Origin of the sequence: Leptolyngbya sp. KIOST-1 (assembly GCF_000763385.1) — a bacterium.
In the GTDB taxonomy this organism is placed as follows: domain Bacteria; phylum Cyanobacteriota; class Cyanobacteriia; order Phormidesmidales; family Phormidesmidaceae; genus Nodosilinea.
On the sequence record NZ_JQFA01000004.1, the window covers coordinates 1,236,834 to 1,255,809 of the forward strand.

Below are 18,976 nucleotides of genomic sequence, written 5' to 3' on the forward strand. Positions count from 1 at the left end.
AGCCATCGCTTTAAGTTATCGGTCATGTCCTAAGGGTTAGGGTTAGGGCTATAAGGCTGGAACCCTGGGGTAGGAGCAGGAAGGCAGCGGTCAGGCCGTATGTTTCCCCATTCTGCTGCATAGGTCTTTAGTGAGAGGTAAGCCCCCACAAAGGTCTAACCAAGGACGAATTACGACCCTTGAGAAAAACCCTAGTCTATAGTCATCAAGGGCATGCCTGGTCGTCTGGAATGCTGTTCTAAACCATAACTCAATTGAGTTTGAGCTGCTTGAAATTAAGCTGGGCGTCCTTGGTTAGTTTGATTAGGAACTCAGCGTTAGGAACTCCACGTAATGAAAAGTAATTTTGTATCGCAATGGGTAGGGACTGGTGTGCTGGCTCTGAGCCTGGCTATTTTGCCCTCTGCACTACCGGCCTCCGCCCAAACCACTGCTGATCCGGCTGCTCCCGGTGGCACTGCACCCGACGCAACGACTACTCCCGATACCACAACTCCGGGCGCAACCACCGCCCCGGGCACCATCACGGCACCAGGTACAACCACTACACCTGGTGCAACTACAGCCCCGGGCGCAACCACAGCACCCGGCACCACTACAACGCCCGGCACCACCACCCCTGGGACCACCACCACCCCTGGGACCACTGATACGGTAACCACGACCACCGCTGATGACAACGACGGATTTAGCTGGGGCTGGCTGGGGCTGCTGGGGCTGCTGGGGCTGGCTGGGCTGGCTGGACGTAGCTCTACCCCAACCACAACCTACCGTACCGACGATCGCGTGGTGACCCCCACCTCTTCGGATCCTCGGATCTAACTGAAATTGAAGGCCGAGAGCGGTACTTTGCTGACCGGCTCGGCCAAATCGCTTGGGGAAAGGGTGCTACTAGTAGCACCCTTTTTTTTGTCCTTTGAGCTGAGCTGGTTTGTTCACGATCGAGTCAGGACAAGCTAGAGGCTCATTCCACAAGCAGCGGGACCGGCTAGAACGGCAGGCGCGGCAGCGGGAAGGGGAGGCGACGGCGAATTTCGTCCTCCAGGCGGTCCTGGACTTGATCGACCAGGGTGGTGGCGATCGCATTGACCGCACTCTGGACAAAGTCGGACTGCCCGGTGGCGGCCACATCAAAGACACAGCCCTCCAGCATCCACTCGTTCACCCCGGCCTGCTGGCACTGGCGGGTGGCGGCCTGAATTTGGGCCGGGGCCACCCCCAGCAGCGACGGAAACTGGCTGGGAAAATTGCGCTGGGTAAAGGTTTCGGTGGACTGGCCGGGGGCGTAATCGAACAGAGACTCACTGGCCGAGACGCGCCAGCTGTCGCCAAACTGTCGGTAGAGCTGCTCGAAAAAGGCGGTTTGCACCTGGCTGAGCGGCACCGGGGCCGGAATTAACCCCTGCACCAGTCGGGCCACGGGCGCGTAGGTATCCTGGACCGGAATAGCTCCACCGCCGCGAATTTGCAGGTCGTCGCTGGGGTCGCGGTTGAGGTTGCCGAGCAGTCCGTAGTAGGCCCCTGCCCGGCGGGGCACCTCTGGGGTGAGAGTCAAAAAGGCGGCTCCGCCCATGGTGGTCTGGGCCACCTGGAGGGTTTCGCCTGTGGGCCACAGAACCTGGTAGCGATCGCCCGCCCGCAGCACCGTACCACCCCCCGGCAACAGGGCTGGACCGTTGCCTAGGGTCAGCGGGGTGCCGTCCAGCCACAGGGGAGATTGGCCGTCGGGGGCGTGCTGGGCATAAATGGCCAGCCGATGGCCGCCCACCCGCATTGCCACCGCCGTATTCATCGACAGGGGCCGACCGGGAATTGGCTGCTGCCGGGCCTGCACCTGGAAGTGGCCATCGGTGGCCGCCGTCAGCCAAAACTCGCCAACGGTTTGGAAGCTGTAGCGGTAGCCGTCGTAGGTGATGATGTGGGGGTCGCCGTAGCTGGTGCCCCTGGCGCGATCGCCGCCGCCCCAGGGGGTGCCGGGGCCGGTGGGGGTGGTCTCGGCGGAACCCTCGTCCTCCTCCTCCTCACAGGGATTTTCTATGGGGTCAATGCCTAGCTCGGCGTTGCCGGGGTAGCCCGTCAGGGCAATGGTGGCTCGGGGTGAGCTGACGGCCGTGACCCCCGCCGGGCGAGTGCCATCGGGGCAGGTACAGGTGTCGCCCAGGCAGTACCACTGGTGGAAGCTGCCGCTGATGCGGGTGGTGTCGCGATCGCCCCAGCGAATCGCCCCGTGGCCGTTACCCAGCACCTGCACCGAGACCACCTGGGCCTCGGGCAGGGTGAGCTGGTAGAGGCGCTGAACCGTGCGGGTAATGCTGCGGCCCTGGGGAATGGCCAGGGGCTGTATTTCGCGGCGATCGCCCGTGATCCCCGGCCCGCTGGTGTTCCAGTCGCGCAGGCTGGGGTGGCGCTCCAGGCCCATGGCCCAGGTCTGCAAAAAGCCGTCCCGGTTGGCCATCAGGCCCAGAAATCGATCGATCCACTGGGCTTCGGCGGCGGGGGGCGGCAGGGGCGGGGTAAAGGCGCGATCGAGCAGGGCCCAGGTCGCCTCACCACTGTGGGTCATGTGGGCAAACACCCCCTGGGCGTCGTAGCTGCGGTCTTCAATCTGGCTGTAGGTCGTCAGGTACCGCCGCCAGCGGGGTTCTCCCAGGGCCGACCCGCCCGCGTAGATTTCCCCGGCCCAGCTGGCCGACCCCTCCAGCACCCAGGGCGGCATGGGGGAAAGGGCTCCGGCCTTCTCCCGCTGGTAGCAGTGGTAGACTTCGTGGGCAATATTACTGCGCTTAGCCGGTTCTAACAGGCTTGTCCAGGCGTCGGCCACCACAATCAGGCAGGCCTGCCACTCCCCCGTCGCCGGTATCCCCGTGCGCCCCTCCAGCACGCGAATATCAACCCACAGGCTGGGATTGGCCGGGTCGCGCACCGCTGCCCGGCTGGTGGCCAGGTTGTGCTCTCCATCGGCATCGCTGCGGATGTACTGGCGCTGGTAGCTGTCGTCGTTGGTAATCACAATCGGACGGGTAAACCGATGGCCCGTCTGGGCCTCGATGTAGTTCCGCGCCTCGGCCACCCGACGGTCCAGGTCGGCATCGGCGGGAGCCTGCCGTGCCAGGGTGGTCAGCACCAGGGCCAGGGTGAGGCCAAACAGCAAACCCAAACGCAGCCAGCCCAAACGCCACCGCACAGAACCGAGCAGAAACACAGCCATAGCAAAACCCAAACATCAGTCCATGTCTGGACTTTCAGTCTGGGTTTTGGCCATTCCGGACGGGGTTACCAAAGCTTAAACTGCGCGCTGTTAGGATGCCAGGGCGTAGCGGTAGACGGCGGCCGCCGGAGTTTGGGTGGGCATGGCCTCCTCGTCGAGCAGGTAGACGGTGCCCCCCTGCAAAAAGGTCTGTACCGCCACCAGGTCAAGCAGGTCCTGGTCCTGGGGCTGGGGCTGGTCGTGCTGCTGAAGCTGGCCAGAATTGAAGTCAAACTGTCCCCAGCAGTGGGCATTGGCCTGGGTAAAGAGCACATCTACCTGGCCCCGGCAGGCGGCGGGCAGCAGTTCGCTGAGGCGATCGCTGGCCTGGTCGGTGCGCTCCAGGTTGTGGTACTGCTCCATCGCCTGCTGGTGCGACGCCTCGACCAGGGAGGCCACCTTTTCCCAGGCGGCTTCCCGCAGGTCGTCGGGCTTGGCTTCGTCCGGGTTGCCGGCCACGCCTTCCTCCAGCAGATGGGGGTAGGTGTTGACCTCGCGGTAGATCGGCTGCAGGTAGTCGACGGAGGCGATTACCAGCGGCGAGTCTTCCTGGTTGAGGTAAGGGTGTAGCCCCTCATTGACCACCCTCAAAAAGCGGCGAATGTTCTCTTTGTTGTCGTCATTGCCAGCGCCGTGGCCGTGGTAGTTGGGCACGCTGCCCGAACCGCTGACGTTGTGAAACTGAAGCTGGGTTTCGGGATCGTCGTAGCGCAGCGCCTCTGCCAGACTGGTGGGCACCCCCTGCAGGTCAACTTCGCTGATGTGGTAGCGGGTGGCCTGAAACAGGCGCACCTGATTTTGGCTCAGGGCCAGCAGGTAGAAGTAGCGATCGCTGAAAAACAGCGGCAGCAGGGGCTTGAGGTGAAAGCGATCGCCCACCACCACGAGGGACTCAAAGGCCAGAGGCAGACGGTACAGATCCATCCCCTCGGTGGTCAAAAACAGCGCCAGCCCCTGGCTCTGGTGCCGCCAAAAGTGATCGTCCTCCAGCAAGTCAAACCCCGGCTGGAGCTGCTGCTGCACGCCCCGCTTGTCCAGGCCCGCCTCAGACAGCTTAGTTTCTGCCTCGTTCAGCAAATTCTTGAGCCGAATCGGGTCCTGCTGAATCTCTGGACCAGCAACGTGGGTGGGCAAATAGATGGAGGTCGAGTAGTCACTCGCAGACTGGCTCAACCGCTTAAATTCTGATTGGGATAGTAACGGCATAGTCTTTCTAGCGTTCGTCAGTACCAGCAGCCTAACGAACGCCCAGGGGGGGCAACGTCTATCGATTGGACTGTTCGTTAGGCAGAACCCAGGGGCAGTCAGGGTATTGGTCTACCGGTTGCCCCTGGACCTGGAATCCTGAAATGAGGGCTCAGGCGGAGGCCGAGGCGTCCGACTCCTGCTGCAGGATTTCTCGCGCCTTAAAGGACAGCCCAACCCGAGAAATGCCGGTCACCAAAATGCTGGCGCCCACCAAGGTTCCCAGCAGCCAGGGGGCATTGAAGGGAAACTGAAACCAGATCATCGCACCCAGAACCAGGGTGATAATGCCGTTGCCCAGGGCCCAGGTCCAGTTTTGCTGAGGCCGCAGCTTAAACGCCAGAATCAGTTCAAAAATGCCCTCGGTGAGCAAAAAGCTGCCCAACAAAAGCGTCAGCGTCAACACTCCAGTGCGGGGGCTGGTAAACAACAGAATACCTGTGGCAATGTACAAAACGCCGAGCAGCGCCTTCCACAGCGTCCCGCCTTTGGCCCGGGTCTGGTAGGCATAGACCAGTTTGGCCACCCCCGCCGAGGCCAAAATAAGGGCCACCCAGGTTTCCACAAACAGGGTTGAAACAATCGGCAGGGCGATCGCAATGACCCCCAAAATAGCCAGCACAAGGCCGGTCCACAGGGAGCGATCGCGCACCTGTTTAATCGCTTGAGTTGGAATATCGCTGGTCATTACCCGTGTTCTCCAAGTTGAATTAATGTTCAAAAAACAAATCCAGGTCTGCCATGAGAGCTTTTCCAGTGGAAAACTCCCGTTCCCATTCAGACCTGGACCAGTTGTTTTTCAAGCTAGGTAAAATTTCAGCCGTCGCCCAGGACCATAGGGTAGAAAGGATAGTCGCGATCGCTCAGCCCCAACTCCCCAGGCGCCGAAATTCCAAAACCGAGCGTCCCGTCCCTTTACCCCAGGCCAAACAGCTCTTCCCCGGAGGTGGGGTGAAGGCCAATGGTTTCCCTCAGGTCGGCCAGGGTCAGCCCTCGCCGCAGACCTGGAACGAACCCCTGAATCATTTCGGCGGCATCGTCGCCCACCAGGTGCAGGCCCAAAATCTCCTGGGACCTGCCGTTGACCACCAGCTTGATCAGCGCCTCGCGTTTCTGGGGCGACAGCTGGTAGCGCAGGGGCATAAACCGAGCGCAGTGCACCTCCACCTCCAGGTCGGTTTGGGCCCTGGCCTCGGCCTCGGTCCAGCCCACGGTAGCGGCCTCGGGAGAACAAAAGACCGCCGAAGGCACCCAGCGGTAGGACACCGCCTGGGGCTGGTCGGTAAACAGGGTTTTGGCGGCGGCCGCCCCTTCGGCCCTGGCCACCGGGGTCAGCGGCAGGCGATTGGTGCAGTCACCGACGGCAAAAATAGACGGCTGCGAGGTGCGGCTGTAGTCATCGACCGCGATCGCCCCGTCCTCTACCTCCACCCCAGCCGCCTCCAGGTTCAGGTTCTCCAGGTTGGGTTTGCGGCCCAGGGCCAGCAGCAGGGTATCGGCCAGCACCGTGTCCTCGTGCTTGCCAGACAGGTGGATGTGGAGGCCGCTTTGGTCAGTACGGACTGCTTTGAGAACCGTTTCTGACCACAGCCGCACGCCCTGATCCATCAGACTTTGGTGCAGGGTTTGGCGGATGTCCTGATCGAACCCCGGCAAAATCCAATCGTTTTTGTCCACCAGGGTGACCTGACAGCCCAGGGTGGCAAAGATATGGCTAAACTCCGCCCCAATGTAGCCGCCCCCCACAATGGTGAGCTGGCCGGGCAGGGCCTCCAGGGAGAACATGTCCCGCGAGGTCAGCCCACGGTCGATGCCCGGCAAATCGGGCTTGACCGGTTTGGCCCCCGTCGCAATAATCACCTTGTCAACGCTCACCGTTCGGTCGCCCAGGTCAACTTTGTGAGGATCGATAAACCGGGCCGGACAGTTCAGCCGGGTAACCCCCGCTTTGGTTAACTTCGCGGCGTAGGACTGCCGCAGTTCGCTCAGTTCTTCGTCAATGGCGCTTCTCAGCGCCAGCCAGTCAAATTGACCGGTCGGGTGAACCCAGCCGTAGCTCTTGGCCAGGGTCTGCTGGCGAGCAAAACTGGCGGCGTAGACTAAAAACTTTTTGGGAATGCAGCCCCGGTTGACGCAGGTACCCCCCAGGAAGTCAGGGTCTGCGATCGCTACCTGGGCTCCGCACTGGGCGGCGGTTCTCGCCGCAGCCAGGCCAGCCGAGCCAGCCCCAATCACCAGTAAATCGTAGTCAAACATCGGCTAGTCAACCTTCTCCAGACTTTCGGGTTTGTGTACCGCTTCCTGCCCCGCTTGGTCATCTTTGACTAAATAGCAGGGGGCACCCTCAGAAGCCCTGATGGTTTGACCCGCTACTTGGGTATCTATGGTGAGCACTTTCTGTACCACACCGCTGGCTCGCCCCGCAGCGGTATACCAACAAACGCGATCGCCTGGCTGGATAGCTTGAACCATACATCCCGCCCCTTCATTAGGGTGTCGTTAGGACTCTACAAGCATAGGCAGAAGCGTATTCCGGCCGCTCTGTCCTTTGGCAGAACCCCCGGCCCTCCGGGGTTGTAGATTTTGGCGGCAAGAGAACTATGGCGTGGGGCTTCAGCCGACCCGGCTACCGTATGATGGAGCTGATAGATCAGCCCTGGCCAATGCCGGCCCGGTTCTGCCTCACACCAGGCTTGGACCAGTCACCAGGGTTTGACCAGTACAGTCTGTCCCCATCAACGGGCCCCGTCAACGGGGAGGTTTGCCCACCATGCTCGGTACTCAATCCACAGCCAAAACTGTATTTCTACTGGTCTCCATGGTGGGCTGGCTGATAGTTGGGGCGGCGGCAATGTACCTGTTTCCGGCGATCGCCGATCGCCTGGTGGGCAACGATCTAACCCATCTCTGGATGACCAACCTCAGCCGCAGCGGCTACAACCCCACCCTCGGCTGGGCGGGCGGCGGCTTGGCCCTGGCGCTAACAGTGGCGGGCAACTGGGTGTGGTACCGGTACTTTGAAGGCAGCCGCTAAGATTTGAAGGCAGCCGCCAGGGGCTGTCATCTGCACCTACTACTGCTCCTGCATCAGTCGCAGGTAGTTTTGCTTGAGCTGCATGTGGCTCTCGCTGAGACGCTCAGACAGATTCTTTTCAACCTCGGAGAGCTGTTCCCAAAACAGCGACGAGCGCTGGGAGCCAATATACTCACCCCACAGCTGCTCTAGCAGGTCTGCCGCTTGAGAACTCTGGGGTCTAATCTCGTCCAGCACAGCCTGGAAGGCCTGGTGGGCTTCGGGGTGTTGCTGCACCTGGCGGGCCAAAGTAGTGGCCTGCTGCAAACGACTCGACAGATCGGTTTGGGCGTGGGAGGGATCCATAGGATGTGCGTAGTTACTTATATTAGCTATTTACAAAGCTAAACAATTAAACTCATCTCAGCAAGGAAAGTCCGACCGTTGGTCCATTTTTCCCTATTGCGACGGGCAGAGATTAGGGTAGATTCGTAGGGGGCTGTGCTACCCGCTGGTTCTGTGTCTGCCCTGTCCCCTAGCTGCACCTCTCCTTTACCTATGGCCAAACAGCGCATTCTCTCCGGCATTCAGCCGACCGGCAACCTGCACCTGGGCAACTATTTGGGCGCAATTCGCAACTGGGTTGATCTGCAGGAAGAATACGACGCTTTCTTGTTTATGGCTGACCTGCACGCTATCACGGTGCCCCACGATCCGGCCCGCCTGGCCGAAGATACCTACAAGGTAGCCGCCACCTACATCGCCTGCGGCATCGATCCAGACAAGGCCACCATTTTTGTGCAGTCGCACCTGTCGGCCCACGCTGAACTGGCCTGGCTGTTCAACTGCATTACCCCGCTCAACTGGCTGGAGCGGATGATCCAGTTCAAGGAAAAAGCGATCAAGCAGGGGGAGAACGTCAGCATTGGCCTGCTCGACTATCCGGTGCTGCAGGCCGCCGACATTTTGCTCTACGAGCCCGACCTGGTGCCCGTGGGCGAAGACCAGAAGCAGCACCTGGAGCTGACCCGCGATATCGCCGCCCGGCTTAACTTCCAGTTTGGCAGCGAGGAAAAGCCGGTGCTGAAGGTGCCTGAGCCGATGATTCGCCCTGAGGGTGCCAGGGTGATGAGCCTCACCGACGGCAGCAAAAAAATGTCAAAGTCCGACCCCTCTGACCAGAGCCGCATCGACCTCACCGACCCACCCGAGGCCATAGTCAAAAAGTTCAAACGGGCCAAGACCGACCCCGAGCGAGGGCTGTGGTTCGACGACCCGGCCCGGCCCGAGTGCCACAACCTGCTCACCCTCTACATGCTGCTGTCGGGGCAAACCAAGGACGCGGTGGCCGCTGAGTGCCGGGAGATGGGCTGGGGCCAGTTTAAGCCCCTGCTGGCCGATACGGCGGTGGCGGCGCTGGCCCCCATCCAGGCCCGATTTGACGAACTGATGGGCGATCGCAGCTACCTCGAAAGCATTCTGCGCCGCGGCCGCGAAAAGGCGGGGGAGGTGGCCAATGCGACCCTGGGGCGGGTCAAAGATGCCCTTGGGTACTCCAAGCCGCTGTAGCGATCGGGATATACTGAAAAGCTGTTATCCCTGTACGGAGGATCGTTTGACGTCTGCACCCCTGGGTTATCGGCTGCGTACGGCGGCCAAGGCGGGTCAGTTTTTGGTGACCGCAGAGGTCATGCCGCCCAAAGGAGGCGACCCCGCCCACATGCTGGCCATGGGCGAACGGCTCAAGGACCGCGTCCACGCCGTGAACGTGACCGACGGCAGCCGGGCGGTAATGCGGATGTCGTCGTGGGCGGCGGCGCTGCTGCTGCAGCAGCAGGGGGTGGAAGCGGTGTGCCAGGTGGCCTGCCGCGATCGCAACCGCATTGCCCTCCAGGCCGACCTGATGGGGGCCTATGCCCTGGGGCTGCGCAATATCCTGGCCCTTACGGGCGACCCGGTCAAGGCGGGCGACCACCCGGAGGCGCGAGGGGTTTTTGACCTGGAGTCGGTACGGCTGCTGAGGCTGCTCGAAAAGCTCAACTACGGCGTAGACAGCCACGACAAGCCCCTCACCGACGGAGCGCTCGACCTCTTTGCCGGAGCCGCGATCGACCCCCAGTCGCCCAGCTGGTCCGGCCTGCAGCGCCGGTTTGAGGCCAAGGTAAAGGCGGGGGCACAGTTCTTTCAAAGCCAGCTCATCACCGACTTCGAACGACTGGCCAAGTTCATGGACCAGGTGGCCAGCGGCTACGATCGCCCCGTACTGGCCGGGATTTTCCTGCTCAAGTCGGCCAAAAACGCCAACTTCATCAACCGCAACGTGCCCGGCACCCACATTCCCCAGGCGATTATCGATCGCCTGGCCGCCGCCGCTGACCCCCTCCAGGAGGGAGTCAAAATTGCCGCCGAGCAGGTGCAGGCGGCCCGGCAGCTGTGCCAGGGCGTCCACCTAATGGCGGTGCGCCGCGAAGACCTGATTCCCCAAATTCTGGACCAGGGGGGCGTTGGCCCACTTAACGACCCCTAGCTGACCCCGCTACGGGGTCAGCGCCAGCGGCTGTGGGCTGCGCTGAGCCAGGGGTACCAGGCGCAGCCGGCCCGGCGGAGCCAGGGTGAGGCCGCGCCGCACCGGGTGCAGGGGGCGGCTATCGCCGGGGGCCAGCTCCAGCTCCCAGTGGCGCAGTACGGTAGCCAGCACCAGCTTCATTTCCATCAGCGCAAAGGCCATGCCAATGCAGCTGCGATGACCGCCGCCAAAGGGCATAAACTCAGCGGGCGAGTACTGCCGCTGCAAAAATCGCTCCGGATTGAAGCGCTCCGGCTCCGGGTACAGGTCTTCCCGGTGGTGCACCAGGTAGATATTCAGGAACAGCACCGCCCCAGCCGGGAAGTCGTACCCCGCCAACGTCAGCGGCCGACTGAGAATGCGGATGCCCGTGGTCGGCGCCACCGGGTAAATTCTCAGGGTCTCCTGGCAGAGGGCGGTGAGGTAGGGCTGGCTGGCGACGGCCAAGGGGTCGGGAGCCGACCCCAGAGGGTCAAGTTCCTGGCCCAGGCGATCGCCCACCTCCGGCAGCCAGTGCACCCAGTACAGGGCCCAGGCCAGCGCCGAGGCAGTGGTTTCGTGCCCCGCTACCAGCAGCGTCATCAGCTCGTCGTGGAGTTCGCCGTCGCTGAGGGGCTGGCCCTGGTCGTCACGGGCACTCATCATCAGCGCCAGAATATCCGTGCGATCGGGCTGCGAGTGCTGCCGCCGATCCTCAATTTCAGCGTAGATCAGGGCGTCGATTTCGGCCTTAATCCGCACAAATCGTCCCCAGGGGCTAAGCGGCCCCAAATCTTTTTGTAGTCCGGGAAAGAAAATAAAGAATGCGCTGAAGGGAGTGCCGAGGCCCTCCAGTAGGGTGCTGAGCAGCTGGCGCAGTCGATCGTAGCGATCGCCCTCCTCCAGACCAAATACCGCCTTCAGAATCACCCGCAGGGTGATGTCCTGCATCGCGGCCCGCAGGTTAAACGCCTGCCTCGGCTGCCAGTTCGCCATCACCTGGGCCGTCAAATCGCAAATTACATTGCCGTAGGCCCGCATGCGATCGCCATGGAACGGCGGCATCAGCAACCGGCGGTGGCGACGATGGCGTTCCCCGTCCAGCAGCAGCAGGGAGTGATCTCCCAGCAAAAAGGTCAACCCACTGCCCACGTTCTGGGGCGGCACGTGAAACTGGGCTGCATCGGCCTGAAAAATGCCCTGAATCACTGCCGGGTCAGCCACGTAGATCGACGGCGGCGGCCCTTCCCCGACCTGAAACACCGCGCCGTAGCGGCGGTAGTTGTCCTCAAAGTAGTCCAGCGGACGCAAAATCAGCTTGGGGGCGCGTCGCCAAAATGGAGCGTTAGATCCGGGGATGGCAGGCATAGCCGCAGAAGGTTGTGAATATACACCTACCTTACAACTTAGTTAAACCAGGCCTGGGACGCTCCGCTCCCTGCCTTGGCTGGTGGTAGGTATATTGACCAAGGCTGTACTGTAGCAGCCCCTGGCGCCCCTTTTCCCCATTCCTAACCCATTGTCCCAGCATGTCATGCCATTTCACGGGCAGTTGTAACCTTGACCAGGCCTCTAACGAGTGGGTAGACAAGGTTGCATAAGCTTCGGCATCGGTCAGCAACGTTTTGATGCAGTTAGCTAAAGCACCGGCATTCTTTTGGGGGAACATCAGCACCTCTTTGCCCAACTCGAAGTGGTTGAGAAACATAGGATGGTCAGATATCACCAGTGGGGTGCGGACTGTCAACGCTTCGTAAATAGTTAAGGGCAGTCCTTCCGGGTAGTCGTGCCAACTGGGAACCACCACGATATCGGCCCAGCGCATCTTTTCGATTACCTCACTGTGGGGTAAACCGCCGACGATGTTAACCTGGTCACCCAACTCCAAATCAGCCACTTGAGCCTCAAACCTGGACAGATCCCCCCGCCCAATCAACGTCAGTTTCGGAGTCAGGTTTTCTGCCTTGAGACGAGCCAAAGCCTCAAGGATATTGCCCACACCTTTGCTCTCAGTCATTGCTCCCACATAGACAATATTGCGATTGCCAATGTCTGTGGAGCCTAAAGCTTTTTCAGAAAAATCCGCCGGATTAAGCTCGTAGGGAAAGTCCCAGGGCACAATTTTATCGGGTTTAACCCCAATGGAGGCAAGGGAGCGACAGGAGTTTAAGCCATGATTAGCTATGAAATCAACGCCGCTATGGTTCAGCAATTTTGCTAGCCGAGCGTGGCGAAGTTTAGTCAAAATGCCTCCGCCTAGAAAAGAATCAGCAAACACGCCTATCACTTTTACCTGGTGACGCACCGCCCACTGAATAGCCGCCTTAGAGGGGAAATGAACCACCAAGTGGGTGGGCTGGAGTCGTTCTAGCAGCTTCAACAAGCGATCGGTGTCTTTGTAGGGGTCAAGACTACCACCCACAGCCCTCAGCCCAGGCTCTATGACCTCTTCGTAAGCGACGCTGGATGTGCAGCAGAGATATACAACTTCATCAATACTTCGACCGATTTCAGCTGTGTGGTGCAGGATGTATTTATGACCGTAGTACTCTTGATTGCCAGTACTCTTCAACAGGTGACTAAATTCACGCATATCCCCTGCGTATTGAACTATCACCAGCCGAGACTTTGTTGAGCCAGACATAACTAAATATTAGCCTTAATATAGTTAAACAGAATAATTATACGAAGCTATAACTCATCTACTTGATAAGGAGTTTAACACCTTCGCAATCATAAATCTAGCCCTACACACTACAACGCTGACTTAAACATTATCCGACTAAGACCGAAATGACAGTAGCGGGCTCAGGTCATTGTTAAGGGCTTGGAAAAGATAAAGCTTGAGGAAGTAAAAAGAGAAAGTACTTTGGGAATGTGCGCTAGTGGCTGAGGACCAACGGGCTTAACCAGTCCATCCAGTAGCCTGAACTTTTACCTGGCCGGGATGAAATGTTTATACTCAAGCTTTGTGATGCGCAATACCATTATTGTGTGTTTCGTAAATATAGCGATGGCCATTGCGCTTAGGACATTGGCCTCTTCCAAAGGCAAGAACTAAACTGGGGCGGTGCAATGGCGTGTAGCCATCGCTGCAGGGGCATTGGTCACGGCCTAACGGTTCTGGCGATGGCTATAGTTTTCTAAAGAAAGAATGGTGGTCGACATTTATTGAGGCTAAAAGCAACCTAAAAGTTAACCTATTGGATTGTCAAGAGCATTCCGAGAAGAAAGGTCTTGCTACAAACTTCACCGATTGGGGATTTGCTTAAAGTCCCTATGACGACAATGCCTACCCTCCATTAAAGTCTTGTCTAGCACCATCACCCCCGTAGGGCCAAGGAAGTAAACTATCGCCCAGGCTGCTAGCGAGAATTCGATTTAGGCACATAGGCCAGCCCTGTCAACCTGGTAAAAAGCTTGTGCGGTTATTTACGCAGATATGCCAAAGTGGTTATAAAAACTCCCGCAAAAACTCGTAGGGTTCCACCTCCCAAATGGGCTCGGGTACCAGGTGGTTGAGCCGGTTGAGAATGTCGGCCTCAATCACAGTCATTTGGTCGTGGGAGAACATATCACCCAGGGCCTGGCGATCGCGATCGCGCAGGGGAGCCAGCGGGTTAGCCAGCTGAGGTGCAGCCTCAGCCAGGGAGTAAGGGGAGGCTGCAACTGCCTCTGAGAGTTCTCTACTGCCCAAAGAACCTGTACTTCCGAAGGCAGGGTAGGTCCGCAGGGAACGACGGGATTGTTTTTTAGCCGCCGCCCTCTGGCTAGTCACAAACAGTGCCCTTACCCAGGGATCTCGATTGAGCAAATTGCTCCCTGGGCGCGGAAAAGTTGTTTCCAAGCTCCATGGTTCGGCGGCTGAACCGCCAGGTCCATTCTCGATAGGAGGCGGGCTCGGCTTCGGTCCCGGAGTAGGATTCATGGGGCTCCAGTGGCAGGCGTGACGTTCAGGTCAAGTGCCCTGGCAACCAAAGGTGAGCCACCCCTTGCGGTCAGAGGTTCTCCCGTCATTATGCTCTCGGCACTCTACTGTCAGTATAAATGCGGGGCCGGGAGAGTTTGCCGATCTCAAACCCGGTTGCATTCAGACTTAACTGGGATCTTCTGAGGTCGAGCGCTGCTTCAGGTAGGTAAATACCGACTTGTCACCGATGTCGGGCACGATGGGCTGTACTGCCTTGCGTAGGGCAAAGACCACAAACAACCCAGCCCAGGCCGCCAGCATCCCCCGCTCCAGGGCCAGCGGTAGCCAGCCCGCCAGATGTCCCAGCAGTAGCAGCGGCACTAGCGGCGTCAGCAGCTTGGTTTCTACGCGATCGAAACAAAAGGCTTCCTTAAAAAACACGCCGGTCAGGGCAACAAAGGTAAACCCTATTCCCCAGAGTACCGCCGGGGCGTCCATTACTGTCTGGGCCAGGGGACCATCGATGCCGTGGGACAGCAGCAGCGATGCCATTCCTCCCACCAGCCAGGCCCCCTGTAACAGGCGGTGCAGGGGCACCAGGTAGATGTGAATGGTGGCCAAACTCAGCCCCAGACCCAGCCAAAATAGCGTGTAGAGAGCGCTGATCGCCTGCACCAGGATCGGATTCTGGGGCATGAACAGCGCGATCGCAGCCCCCGCCCCAAACGCCAGGGCCGCCAACATCAGGCCAGCCCGGTAGAGCACCACTCCCCGGCGATCGCCTGCGGTGATGGTGTAGTCACCGAACTGCCCTGAGTACACCACCGGGGTTTGATTGACCGCGCTATCCATAGCCTTCACCGCAGGATGAGACAACTTGCCTTTATCCTATCTAAATCCTACCGGCTTAGGGCCAGCTGGGTGGGCAGGGTGATGGTGAAACAGGTCTGCCTCTCGTCGCTGCTGACCGCCACCTCGCCCCCCAAATGCATGACCAGCTTTCTTACCAGGGCCAGGCCCAAACCCGTTCCGCCCTGCTTCCAGGGATCAGCGCTGGGCACCCGGTAAAACTTGTCAAAAATGCGGGGCATCTCCTCCGCCGGAATGGTTACCCCAGTGTTGGTGAGCGCAATGGCGATCTGTTCGTCTGGGGCATCGGGGTGGGCGGCGACGGTCAGGGAAATATGTTCGCCCGGGGGAGTGTACTTACAGGCGTTGTTGAGCAGCTCGGCCAGCACCCGCTCCAGGCTAGCCAGATCGGTGTGCAGCACAGGCAGGGCCGGAGCCACCACCAGATCCAGGGTCTGGTCGCGGCTCCTGGCACGGGTCACAAAGCTGTCGATCCAGCCCGCTAGCCAGGTATCGAGCAAAATCGGCTCTGGCTGAATCGGATGGTTGCCCACGTCCAGGCGCTGTAGGTCAAGCAGGTCGTTGATCAGGCTGATTTCGCGCTCGCACTCCTCCTGCAAAATGCTGAAGTAGCGGCCGATGCGGGTCTGCTCGGGTTTGGGTTTTTGCAGGTCGGCAGTGAGGTCAAACTCCTGGTTGAGGGTCACCCCCAGCAGCTGAAGCGCCACCCGCATGCTGGTCACCGGGGTGCGCAACTCGTGGGAAACGGTGCTGAGAAAGTCGTCCTTGAGGGTGTTGAGTCGCTCCAGTTCGGCCACCTGGGACTGGGCCGCCTGGTACAGTCGAGCCTGACGGATGGCGATCGCGCACTGATTCGCCACCTGCTGCACCAGGCGAATCTCAATATCATCAAAACCGTAGTCGCGGCCGTTGATCAGCCACAGGTCGCCCAGCACGCCGCGATCGTCCACAATTGGGCAGGCCAGCATGGCCACATAGCCCCGCACTGGGTTGGGCTCCACCGAGCAGAACTGAAAGTACTGTCCGTTCAGCAGCTGGTGGTACACCTCCGGGAAAGCTTCCATCTGGGCCACCCGCCCCTGGTAGGACGGGCTGGAGCTGTTGTACTCATAGTAGATGGTGGATGTACCCTGCTCCAGGTCGTAAAGGGACGTGTTCGAACCCTTCGCGTCCAGGGCTTCGGTCAATTCCTTCACTGCCGTCAGCATAATTTGATTCACGTCGAGGCTGTCGCGCACCCGGTCGGTGATCCGCTTCAGGGTAGCCTCAAACTCCAGGGCGGTTTGCAACTGCTCGGTGCGCTGGGCCACCTGCATCTCCAGGTCAGTGTTGAGCTGCTGCACCTGGCTGTAGAGACGCGCCTGTTTAATCGCTCCTCCCACCAGGGTCGCCACCTCCCGCAGGGTTTCGACCTCCCAGGTGGCCCAGGGGCGAGGTCCACTCTCGCTAAAAGCACAGACCAAACCGTAGAGCAAATCCGCCTGCACGATCGGCATGATCAGACAGGCTTTGACCTGGGCCTGCTCCAGCTTAGCCCGGTAGGCAGCGGGCAAGGAGGCCGTAGCGATGTCATCGACAACGTCTATTTCTTCCTGGCGGTAGCGCAGCAGGTCGGCGGCCCCAAAGCTCAGGTCCGGCTGATTCGGAGCCGCCGCCCCTGGGCTGGAGGCCGACTCAGCCACGATTCCCCGGTGGTCGGTTCCCCTGTCGTTCGGATCAAAGCTGTAGAACAACACCCGATCGACCCGCAGAAAGCGGCGCACTTCGTTGACCGCTGTTTGCAAAAGGTCTTTAGAACTCAGCGATTGCAGCAGATGCTGGGCGATCGCCCCCAGCAGCTGCTCCCGCTCCGACTGGCGCTGTAGCGTTTGCTCCACCTGGTGCAGCGGAGTCACATCCTGCAGGCTCACCATCAGCCGCGGTTCGCCAGTGGGGTCCAAAAAACGCCACGCTGTCGCCGTCAGGCGGCGGTGCGCTCCGGTGGCATCGGTCATCTCGACCGCAAAAGTCTGCGCTTCACCGCTGGCCATCGCCCGCTGCCCTGCCGCCGCCACGGCCTGACTCGCCCCCAGCGGCAGCACATCGATTTCGCGCTTCCCCACCAGGGCTTCGGGATCGCCACCGACCAGTGAGGCACAGGCGGCATTGAGAAAGAGCCAGCGGTGATGCCGATCGGTAATCCACAGCGGAGCCGCGATCGCGTCTAAGAGGTCCCAGGGGGCGGTGGCAACGGCAGGGCAAGGCCGCTCTCCCTGGGGCAGTGAGTCAAGGGGCAGAGTAGACATAACCGAGGGGCCGGGGGCTAGGAATTCAGGGGCGCAAGCTCTATAAACACTATGCCCGGAGCCAACCCCAAAAGCCCCATTCAGCCACACAAAAGATCAATTCCCCAACTCTCCCCAGAAAAACTTGGTCTAGATTATGACTTAGTGGCTCCTATGGTCTATAATCATAAACCGTGCACATTTGCAGGCCCTATGAACGCAGAGGAAATCATCCGCTCAATTGAAGCGGAGCAGCTCAAGACCGATCTGCCCACAATCTACGTTGGCGACACCATCCGGGTGGGCGTCCGAATCCAGGAAGGTGGCAAAGAGCGAATTCAGCCCTACGAGGGCACCGTCATCGCCATGCGCAATGGCGGCATCAATCGCTCCATCACGGTGCGAAAGATCTTTCAAGGGGTAGGGGTTGAGCGCGTGTTTTTGCTCCACGCTCCCAAGGTGGCCAGTATTTCAGTGCTGCGTCGCGGCCGGGCGCGTCGGGCCAAGCTCTACTATCTGCGCGATCGCGTTGGTAAGGCAACCCGTCTCAAGCAGCGTTTTGACCGCCCAATCAACTAGAATTGGGTATAGCCGAGTTTTGGTGCCTCAGCACCTGGCTCCATGCGTCCTTAGTTCAGTTGGTAGAACGCGGGTCTCCAAAACCCGATGTCGGGGGTTCGAGTCCTCCAGGGCGCGCTGAGAGGTGTGGCGGCGACAACTTCCAGGATGGCTGGCGTTTTGTGCTTCAAACAAGCCCGAACTATGCCCACAATTCATGGATTTTGTCCCTGCCCTACACTCGCAATTTAGGCCAGGAGTTCAGTTACTAAAATTTGTCTAGGTAGAAGATCGACGAGATCTCGTTCAGCATAGCCGGTCTACTTTTCCGGTTAATACAGTTTGGAAACGCGCCAACAGGAGCCAAGCCAGTGGTTAAAAAAGACACCGCAGTAGAGTCTAAGGGTAAGGCCGCAGATGCTCAGGCTGCCGAGCAAGGCTTTAGTGTGGGTGCCTTTTTGCAGGGCACCAAGGAGGAACTGGGCAAAGTGGTTTGGCCCAGTCGGCAGCAGCTCATCAGTGAGTCTGCCGCTGTGATTCTCATGGTTAGCCTATCTGCAACGCTGATCTACCTGGTTGACCGACTGTTTGGATGGATTTCGGGGCAGGTATTCTGATGGCGCTTGAAGACTTTAGCTACGACAACGACGATTCTCTCGATGAAGCGCTCGACAACGATCTTGAGGCTGAATCAGTAGAAGACAGCGCCGCCCCCGCTACCGACGAAAATAACGAGGGCGAAGCCGCCCGCTACTACCAGCGCAAGGCGCGTTGGTACGCGGTGCAGGTGGCCTCCGGCTGCGAAAAGCGAGTAAAGCTCAATCTGGAGCAGCGGGTCAACACGCTGGATGTTGTCAACCGCATTTTCCAGGTTGAAATCCCTCAGACTCCAGCCATCAAGCTTCGCAAAGATGGAACCCGTCAAAACATTGACGAAAAGGTTTTCCCAGGCTACGTTCTCGTGCGCATGTACATGGACGACGAAGCCTGGTCGGTGGTTAAAAATACCCCCCACGTCATCAACTTTGTCGGTGCTGAGCAGCGTCGGGCCTATGGGCGCGGTCGCGGCCACGTCAAGCCCATGCCCCTCGGCATGAGCGAGGTAAAGCGCATCTTCAAGCGTACCGAGGAGCAAAAGCCTGTGGTCAAGGTCGATATGGCCCCTGGTGACAAAATCACCGTCCTCTCAGGTCCTTTTAAAGACTTTGAGGGTGAGGTGGTGGAAGTCAGTCCTGAGCGCAGCAAGCTCAAGGCGCTGCTGTCCATCTTTGGACGCGACACTCCAGTCGAACTGGAATTTAACCAAGTGGAAAAAGAGAGTTAA

General features: G+C 59.6%; 18 protein-coding genes and 1 tRNA gene. 8 read left to right on the forward strand and 11 right to left on the reverse strand.

The window, feature by feature from the left end; all coding sequences use genetic code 11:
* Positions 1-333 precede the first annotated feature (333 nt).
* Complete coding sequence (locus NF78_RS31485; protein WP_035991806.1) at positions 334-822, forward strand: WGxxGxxG family protein; 489 nt, start codon at positions 334-336, stop codon at positions 820-822.
* Positions 823-988: 166 nt separating this feature from the next.
* Here NF78_RS31485 and NF78_RS28525 read toward each other — a convergent pair whose 3' ends face one another.
* From NF78_RS28525 to NF78_RS22525, 5 genes are all read right to left on the reverse strand, one after another.
* Positions 989-3,208 carry a VWD domain-containing protein gene (locus tag NF78_RS28525; RefSeq protein WP_052050848.1) on the reverse strand — a complete coding sequence of 740 codons (2,220 nt, stop codon included), beginning with the start codon at positions 3,206-3,208 and terminating at the stop codon, positions 989-991.
* Positions 3,209-3,298: 90 nt separating this feature from the next.
* The gene (locus tag NF78_RS22510) at positions 3,299-4,453 is read right to left on the reverse strand and encodes a hypothetical protein (RefSeq protein WP_035991808.1); all 1,155 of its coding nucleotides are present in this window, start codon (positions 4,451-4,453) and stop codon (positions 3,299-3,301) included.
* A gap of 151 nt (positions 4,454-4,604) precedes the next feature.
* Complete coding sequence (locus tag NF78_RS22515; RefSeq protein WP_035991811.1) at positions 4,605-5,180, reverse strand: HdeD family acid-resistance protein; 576 nt, start codon at positions 5,178-5,180, stop codon at positions 4,605-4,607.
* A 227-nt stretch (positions 5,181-5,407) separates the two neighbouring features.
* Complete coding sequence (locus tag NF78_RS22520) at positions 5,408-6,748, reverse strand: FAD-dependent oxidoreductase (protein ID WP_035991814.1); 1,341 nt, start codon at positions 6,746-6,748, stop codon at positions 5,408-5,410.
* Between the two features lie 3 nt (positions 6,749-6,751).
* Positions 6,752-6,964, reverse strand: a complete 213-nt coding sequence (locus tag NF78_RS22525) for a DUF2945 domain-containing protein (RefSeq protein ID WP_035991816.1) — start codon at positions 6,962-6,964, stop codon at positions 6,752-6,754.
* A gap of 298 nt (positions 6,965-7,262) precedes the next feature.
* On the opposite strand from NF78_RS22525, the gene NF78_RS22530 reads away from it, so the two are divergent.
* On the forward strand, positions 7,263-7,526 hold the full coding sequence (locus NF78_RS22530) for a hypothetical protein (protein WP_035991818.1): 264 nt from the start codon (positions 7,263-7,265) through the stop codon (positions 7,524-7,526).
* Positions 7,527-7,565: 39 nt separating this feature from the next.
* On the opposite strand, the gene NF78_RS22535 is transcribed toward NF78_RS22530, so the two are convergent.
* Entirely contained in the window at positions 7,566-7,871 is a 306-nt protein-coding gene (locus NF78_RS22535) for a hypothetical protein (RefSeq protein WP_035991820.1), read from the reverse strand.
* 192 nt (positions 7,872-8,063) lie between these two features.
* On the opposite strand from NF78_RS22535, the gene trpS reads away from it, so the two are divergent.
* Both trpS and NF78_RS22545 read left to right on the forward strand, forming a co-directional pair.
* The gene (gene trpS, locus NF78_RS22540; RefSeq protein WP_035991822.1) at positions 8,064-9,074 is read left to right on the forward strand and encodes a tryptophan--tRNA ligase; all 1,011 of its coding nucleotides are present in this window, start codon (positions 8,064-8,066) and stop codon (positions 9,072-9,074) included.
* Between the two features lie 46 nt (positions 9,075-9,120).
* A complete protein-coding gene (locus NF78_RS22545; RefSeq protein WP_035991824.1) occupies positions 9,121-10,032 on the forward strand; it encodes a methylenetetrahydrofolate reductase in 912 nt (303 codons plus the stop codon).
* Positions 10,033-10,041: 9 nt separating this feature from the next.
* Here NF78_RS22545 and NF78_RS22550 read toward each other — a convergent pair whose 3' ends face one another.
* The 5 genes from NF78_RS22550 to NF78_RS22570 form a co-directional block, all read right to left on the reverse strand.
* Positions 10,042-11,418: a cytochrome P450 gene (locus tag NF78_RS22550; protein WP_035991826.1), complete on the reverse strand. Its 1,377-nt coding sequence runs from the start codon at positions 11,416-11,418 to the stop codon at positions 10,042-10,044.
* Positions 11,419-11,449: 31 nt separating this feature from the next.
* Positions 11,450-12,643, reverse strand: coding sequence for a glycosyltransferase (locus tag NF78_RS22555; protein ID WP_197064943.1), 1,194 nt, complete (start codon positions 12,641-12,643; stop codon positions 11,450-11,452).
* An 861-nt stretch (positions 12,644-13,504) separates the two neighbouring features.
* Positions 13,505-13,747 (reverse strand): hypothetical protein, encoded by a 243-nt coding sequence (locus NF78_RS22560; RefSeq protein ID WP_035991828.1) that lies wholly within the window; start codon positions 13,745-13,747, stop codon positions 13,505-13,507.
* Positions 13,748-14,146: 399 nt separating this feature from the next.
* The gene (locus NF78_RS22565; RefSeq protein WP_035991830.1) at positions 14,147-14,812 is read right to left on the reverse strand and encodes a DUF2301 domain-containing membrane protein; all 666 of its coding nucleotides are present in this window, start codon (positions 14,810-14,812) and stop codon (positions 14,147-14,149) included.
* A 47-nt stretch (positions 14,813-14,859) separates the two neighbouring features.
* Entirely contained in the window at positions 14,860-17,115 is a 2,256-nt protein-coding gene (locus NF78_RS22570; protein WP_081972850.1) for a GAF domain-containing protein, read from the reverse strand.
* 192 nt (positions 17,116-17,307) lie between these two features.
* Here NF78_RS22570 and rplS point away from each other — a divergent pair, with 192 nt between their 5' ends.
* The 4 genes from rplS to nusG all read left to right on the forward strand — a co-directional run bounded on the left by rplS (position 17,308) and on the right by nusG (position 18,976).
* Positions 17,308-17,673: a 50S ribosomal protein L19 gene (gene rplS / locus NF78_RS22575; protein ID WP_035991832.1), complete on the forward strand. Its 366-nt coding sequence runs from the start codon at positions 17,308-17,310 to the stop codon at positions 17,671-17,673.
* Between the two features lie 44 nt (positions 17,674-17,717).
* Positions 17,718-17,790, forward strand: a tRNA-Trp gene (locus NF78_RS22580).
* A 308-nt stretch (positions 17,791-18,098) separates the two neighbouring features.
* Positions 18,099-18,269 carry a preprotein translocase subunit SecE gene (gene secE / locus NF78_RS22585; RefSeq protein WP_318655515.1) on the forward strand — a complete coding sequence of 57 codons (171 nt, stop codon included), beginning with the start codon at positions 18,099-18,101 and terminating at the stop codon, positions 18,267-18,269.
* Positions 18,269-18,976 carry a transcription termination/antitermination protein NusG gene (gene nusG, locus NF78_RS22590; protein WP_035991836.1) on the forward strand — a complete coding sequence of 236 codons (708 nt, stop codon included), beginning with the start codon at positions 18,269-18,271 and terminating at the stop codon, positions 18,974-18,976. Before secE ends, nusG begins: the two co-directional genes overlap by 1 nt.